Below are 5,417 nucleotides of genomic sequence, written 5' to 3' on the forward strand. Positions count from 1 at the left end.
CTTTGACCAATTTCTTGTAGAATGTCCCGAAGATGGACTCTATGAACTGGTAAATGGAGAAATTGTCGAAATAATTTCAACCCGAAATCATATTGATGTTGCCGGCTACATCCGTGACTCTTTTTACGCTCAAATCAAAAATCTGAGCTTAAATTATGTAGTGACAAGCCAAACAGCTATCAGAACTGTAAATAAAGCTGGAGTAGAACAAGGGCGGAGACCCGATGTCAGTGTAATCGATCGCGATTTGTGGCGATATGACCGCTCGGCTTATGCTGCCTTGCGCGAACCAATTCAGTTGGCGGTGGAGGTAACATCAATGAATTGGAATGTCGATTATATTCACAAATTTGATGAGTATCAGCGTCTCGGAATTTCAGAATATTGGGTTGTGGATTATTTGGGAATTGCTAGCTCAAAATTCATCGGAAAGCCGAAAGTTGCGACTGTATTTGTCCACCTTTTGGATGCAGACGGTAATTATCAAACAACTACGTTTAAGGGCAGCGATCGAATTGTGTCTCGGACTTTTCCAGAATTAACGCTGACAGCAGAACAGGTACTGTATGCTTAAATTAGGTTGATTAGCCTAACTCTGTTATTATCTATAAAAAATCACTGCAAATATGAAAACTGTTTCTGAACAAAAACCTGTTAGTCCTTGGAATTACAAACCTTGGTGGTGTCAGCCTTGGTCGATTCTTTTGACAGGGACAAGTCTAATTTCTGGTAGTTGGTTTTTGCTAAAAACTGTTTGGATAACAGTTTTAGTCGCGATTCCTTTATTGGCTTGGATGGGATTTTTCTTGTTGGTTTGGCCGAGGTTGATGCTGTCTAGCGGTGCTTTGGATTCTCATTCAGATTAGGTTTTGGGCGGTGCGTAGTTTGTATGGTGTGCCATAAGTATCGTAGGTTTATAGCCGAGTCTAGATCCCCCTAAATCCCCCTTAAAAAGGGGGACTTTGAGCATTTCCTATCTACCCTTTAAGAAGAGAGACTTTGAGCATTTCTTGTCCCCCCCTTAAGAAGGGGGGCTAGGGGGGATCTGTGGTCTAAGGATCGAACCGTGTTTCTCACCCTACAATATAGCCTTTCTCAAAAAGGTGAGGTATGACTGACAGGTTATATAACCACTGAAACCATGAGGGCTGAAGCCCAACAACGTACCTCATCTTTCTGAGAACCGCTATAACTCTACACTTGCGGGTAATAGTCTTGAATTGCTTTCACTTCCATCGGATGCGATTTGAGCGATCGAATTCCCGATGCTGTTGCCTTGGCACCGGCTATGGTGGTAATAATCGGGATTTTGTAAGTCAAAGCTGTGCGGCGGATAAAGATGCCGTCAGCGCGGGATTCTTCGCCGGAAGGTGTGGTAATAATTAGTTGGATTTTCTCATTCTTGATCGAATCTAACAAATTTGGCCGCCCTTCGTGCAGCTTCAATTCCAAATCTACGTCTAAACCTTGCTCTCGCAAAACTTTGCGCGTACCGTGGGTTGCGACTATTTTGAAACCCAATTCCAAGAATTCCTTGATTACTGGTACTACTGCTAGTTTATCGCGATCGCGCATCGAAACCAACACAGTTCCAGACTGCGGCATCACTTGGCCAGCACCGAGTTGAGCTTTGGCGAAGGCTTTGCCGAAATCTGTGTCAATTCCCATGACTTCGCCAGTCGATCGCATTTCCGGCCCTAACAATGTATCAGTTCCTGGGAATTTAGCAAACGGTAGCACGGCTTCTTTCACGGAAACGTGAATTGGTATAATCTCTTTAGTAAAACCTAAAGCTTCCAGAGTTTGGCCAGACATGACTCGCGATGCCATTTTGGCTAGGGGAACTCCAATTGCTTTGGATACGAAAGGTACTGTACGAGAAGCGCGCGGGTTAGCTTCCAAAATGAAAACTTGTTCGCCTTGTACCGCAAATTGAATGTTCATCAACCCGATGACTTTCAAGGCTTTTGCTAGTTCTATAGTCTGGCGGCGGATTGTTGCTAAAGCTGCGTCAGAAAGCGTTTGGTAAGGGATGGAACAAGCCGAGTCACCGGAGTGGATGCCCGCTTCTTCGATGTGTTCCATGATACCACCGATGGTGACATTGCCAGTCGCATCGGCGATCGCATCTACATCAACCTCGATCGCATTTTCCAAGAACTTGTCAATTAAAATCGGATGATCTGGTTCTACGTGTACTGCATAAGTCATGTAGCGTTCCAATTCCGCATCGGAATAAACAATTTCCATCCCTCGCCCGCCCAACACGTAACTCGGCCGCACAACTACTGGATAACCGATCCGTTGAGCTACTATTAAGGAATCCTGAAAACTACGGGCCAAACCGTTAGCAGCTTGCTGAATATCCAATTCCCGCAGAATCTTTTCAAATCTTTCCCTGTCTTCTGCCGCATCAATAGAATCCGGGGAAGTTCCCCAGATTTTTGTTTGTACGTCGGGGTGATTTTCGAGAGCTTTTTGCAAAGGAATCGCCAATTTCAGCGGCGTTTGTCCGCCAAATTGAATGATTACTCCCTCCGGATTTTCCGCTTCGATGATGTTGAGAACATCTTCTTTGGTTAGCGGTTCAAAATACAGGCGATCGCTTGTATCGTAATCTGTCGAAACCGTCTCTGGATTCGAGTTGACCATAATTGTCTCAAACCCGTCTTCCCCGAGGGAATAGGAAGCGTGACAGCAACAGTAATCAAACTCAATCCCCTGTCCGATCCGGTTTGGGCCGCCACCTAAAATCATGACTTTGCGCTTAGTAGAAGGCAAAACTTCCGACTCCGGCGCCAGACTGTGGCCGACAGGCGAAATCTTCTTTTCTTCATCGCCCAATTCCCAAATTGCTGCTCCAGCTTCGTAGGTGGAATAGTAATATGGTGTAAAGGCTTCAAACTCGGCCGCGCAGGTATCGACTGTTTTGTAAATCGGGATGACGCCTAACTGTTTGCGGTAGGCGCGGACTTCATCTTCCGATGTTTTTGTAGCGTAAGCAATTTGGCGATCGCTAAATCCCAACTGCTTTATTTCAAACATTGTGTCTTTTGTCAACTGTTTGAGCGCAGTTCGTTTCAAAAACTTCTCGGCTTCCAGCAATTCCTGCATTTTATCCAAAAACCAGGGGTCAATTGCTGTGAGTTCAAAGATGTCTTCCACGGACATTCCCATCATCATCGCGTGGCGGACTGTAAAAATGCGATCGGGATTTGGCGTTCGCAATCCGGCGCGAATTTGTTCCAAACTCGGCAACTTTTCCGGTTTGTCGCACCCGAAACCTGCGCGGCCAGTTTCCAATCCCCGCAGTGCTTTTTGGAAAGATTCGTTGAAGCTGCGCCCGATCGCCATTACCTCTCCTACTGACTTCATTTGCGTTGTCAGAGTCGGTTCGGAACCGGGGAACTTTTCAAAGGCAAATCGGGGAATCTTCGTCACCACGTAGTCAATTGTCGGTTCAAAAGACGCGGGAGTTTTCTTGGTAATATCGTTGGAAATTTCGTCTAGGGTGTAACCTACTGCTAATTTTGCCGCCATTTTGGCGATCGGGAAACCTGTTGCTTTCGAGGCCAAGGCGGAGGAACGAGAAACCCGGGGATTCATTTCAATGACAATGAAATCGCCGTTGACTGGATTGACTGCAAATTGAATGTTAGAACCACCTGTTTCTACTCCAATTTCGCGGATAATTTTCACCGAAGCATCGCGCAGGCGCTGATATTCTTTGTCTGTCAGAGTTTGGGCTGGTGCGACGGTAATCGAATCGCCCGTGTGCACGCCCATCGGGTCAAGATTCTCGATCGAACAAATAATCACTACATTATCCGCCAAATCCCGCATCACTTCCAGTTCGTACTCTTTCCAACCGATCAAAGATTGTTCGATCAAAATTTGCGATACGGGACTAGCATCAACGCCACCTTGGGCCATTTCTTCAAACTCTTCTTGATTGTAAGAAATCCCGCCTCCCGTGCCGCCCATTGTAAAAGCCGGACGGATAATTAACGGATAAGTACCGATTTGGTGGCCGATTGCTTTGGCCTCGTCGAGATTGTTAGCAATTCCCGAAGGGCAAACTGCCACACCAATTCGTGCCATCGCTTCCTTAAATAACAGCCGATCTTCGGCCATTTCAATTGCTGGTAATTTAGCGCCAATTAACTCTACATTGTACTTTTCCAGAACACCATTTTTAGCAACGGCAACGGCTAAATTTAGTGCTGTTTGACCGCCCATAGTCGGTAAAATTGCTTGAGGTCTTTCTTTAGCGATGATTTGTTCGAGGATGGCCGGCGTTAGGGGTTCGATGTAAATGCGATCGGCAGTTTCCGGATCGGTCATAATCGTTGCAGGGTTGGAATTCACCAGCACTACTTCGTAACCTTCTTCTCGCAAAGCTTTGCAAGCTTGTGTCCCCGAATAGTCGAACTCGCACGCTTGGCCGATAACAATTGGGCCGGAACCAATCAGGAGAATCTTTTTTAAGTCTTGGCGGCGGGGCATAGGTTCGTAATTGGTAATTGGACAGGATTGATGATAAATTTGATATTTTGCATCATTCTGAGAAACAGGCTCTCTGAGCTGTTCCACCAAAAGCTTACTCAAAACAGTGCAAGTTTTGTTGTTAATTTGAAATTGTGCACCATTATCAGCATTTTGGAAGCGGAACCTCGCGACTCCGGCTGACAGGCGCCGCCAGCGAAGGAGAAATATTGATGGGGAAAGGGCGCAGTCGATCGCTAAATCCAGACTATTTTAAGTGTTGCGGTCAAATCGTGCTGTAATATACACAATCTTGGTCTGGCGCGCGATCGTGGTAGGGACACGGCACTACCCAAGGAGTGTCAACTTAACGTCAAACCCGCAGTCCGATAGTCCGGCAGGGGCTGAAACCCCTGCATCAAAGCGAAAGTCCTCTCAAAGAGGACTCAAGAACTCATTAGTCCTTTTTGAGAGGACTGTCTTCTATTAGCCAGGGACTTGAGTCCCTGGCGGGCTGGCGGGTGGGCGGCAGGAATCTGGCGGGCTAACGGCTTAAGTTGATACCAATGGGTACTACCGTCTCCTGACTGTGGGAAACGGGTAAAATCCACCGGATGGGATGATGAAATTGCCCTCTAAACCGGCCAAGGATGTGACAATCGTACATCCAGCCGTGCAGGGGCGGTAGATGGAGGGAGGACACCGCACCCTGCCGTTTCCCTACCCGCAAACATCGATCGCCCGCTAAGGATGTGACAATCTAAGTTAGCACCCATCTCTCCCCCTCTCCCCCTCTCCCCCTCTCCAACCTACTAGATGAGGGAATGTGCCGAGTATTGTAAAACTTCATTCAGTTTGTAAGCATAAGTAATCAAGCATGGTATTATGTGGTCAGGAGGTTGAGAATGCAGCTAACAGAACGTCACATCATT

General features: G+C 46.8%; 5 protein-coding genes. 3 read left to right on the plus strand and 2 right to left on the minus strand.

Annotated elements, in window-relative coordinates; all coding sequences use genetic code 11:
* Positions 1 to 574: Uma2 family endonuclease (locus JGK20_RS32865; RefSeq protein WP_293233618.1), on the plus strand; the 574-nt coding region annotated here is incomplete at its 5' end.
* 52 nt (positions 575 to 626) lie between these two features.
* Complete coding sequence (locus JGK20_RS32870; RefSeq protein WP_293233620.1) at positions 627 to 866, plus strand: DUF6737 family protein; 240 nt, start codon at positions 627 to 629, stop codon at positions 864 to 866.
* A gap of 328 nt (positions 867 to 1,194) precedes the next feature.
* On the opposite strand, the gene carB is transcribed toward JGK20_RS32870, so the two are convergent.
* On the minus strand, positions 1,195 to 4,506 hold the full coding sequence (gene carB / locus JGK20_RS32875; protein ID WP_293219687.1) for a carbamoyl-phosphate synthase large subunit: 3,312 nt from the start codon (positions 4,504 to 4,506) through the stop codon (positions 1,195 to 1,197).
* Between the two features lie 134 nt (positions 4,507 to 4,640).
* On the opposite strand from carB, the gene JGK20_RS32880 reads away from it, so the two are divergent.
* Positions 4,641 to 4,787 (plus strand): hypothetical protein, encoded by a 147-nt coding sequence (locus JGK20_RS32880; RefSeq protein WP_293193436.1) that lies wholly within the window; start codon positions 4,641 to 4,643, stop codon positions 4,785 to 4,787.
* 333 nt (positions 4,788 to 5,120) lie between these two features.
* On the opposite strand, the gene JGK20_RS32885 is transcribed toward JGK20_RS32880, so the two are convergent.
* A complete protein-coding gene (locus JGK20_RS32885; protein WP_293186273.1) occupies positions 5,121 to 5,261 on the minus strand; it encodes a hypothetical protein in 141 nt (46 codons plus the stop codon).
* Positions 5,262 to 5,417: the final 156 nt, after the last annotated feature.

The sequence above is a fragment of the Microcoleus sp. PH2017_05_CCC_O_A genome (assembly GCF_020738785.1).
Lineage (GTDB): Bacteria > Cyanobacteriota > Cyanobacteriia > Cyanobacteriales > Microcoleaceae > Microcoleus.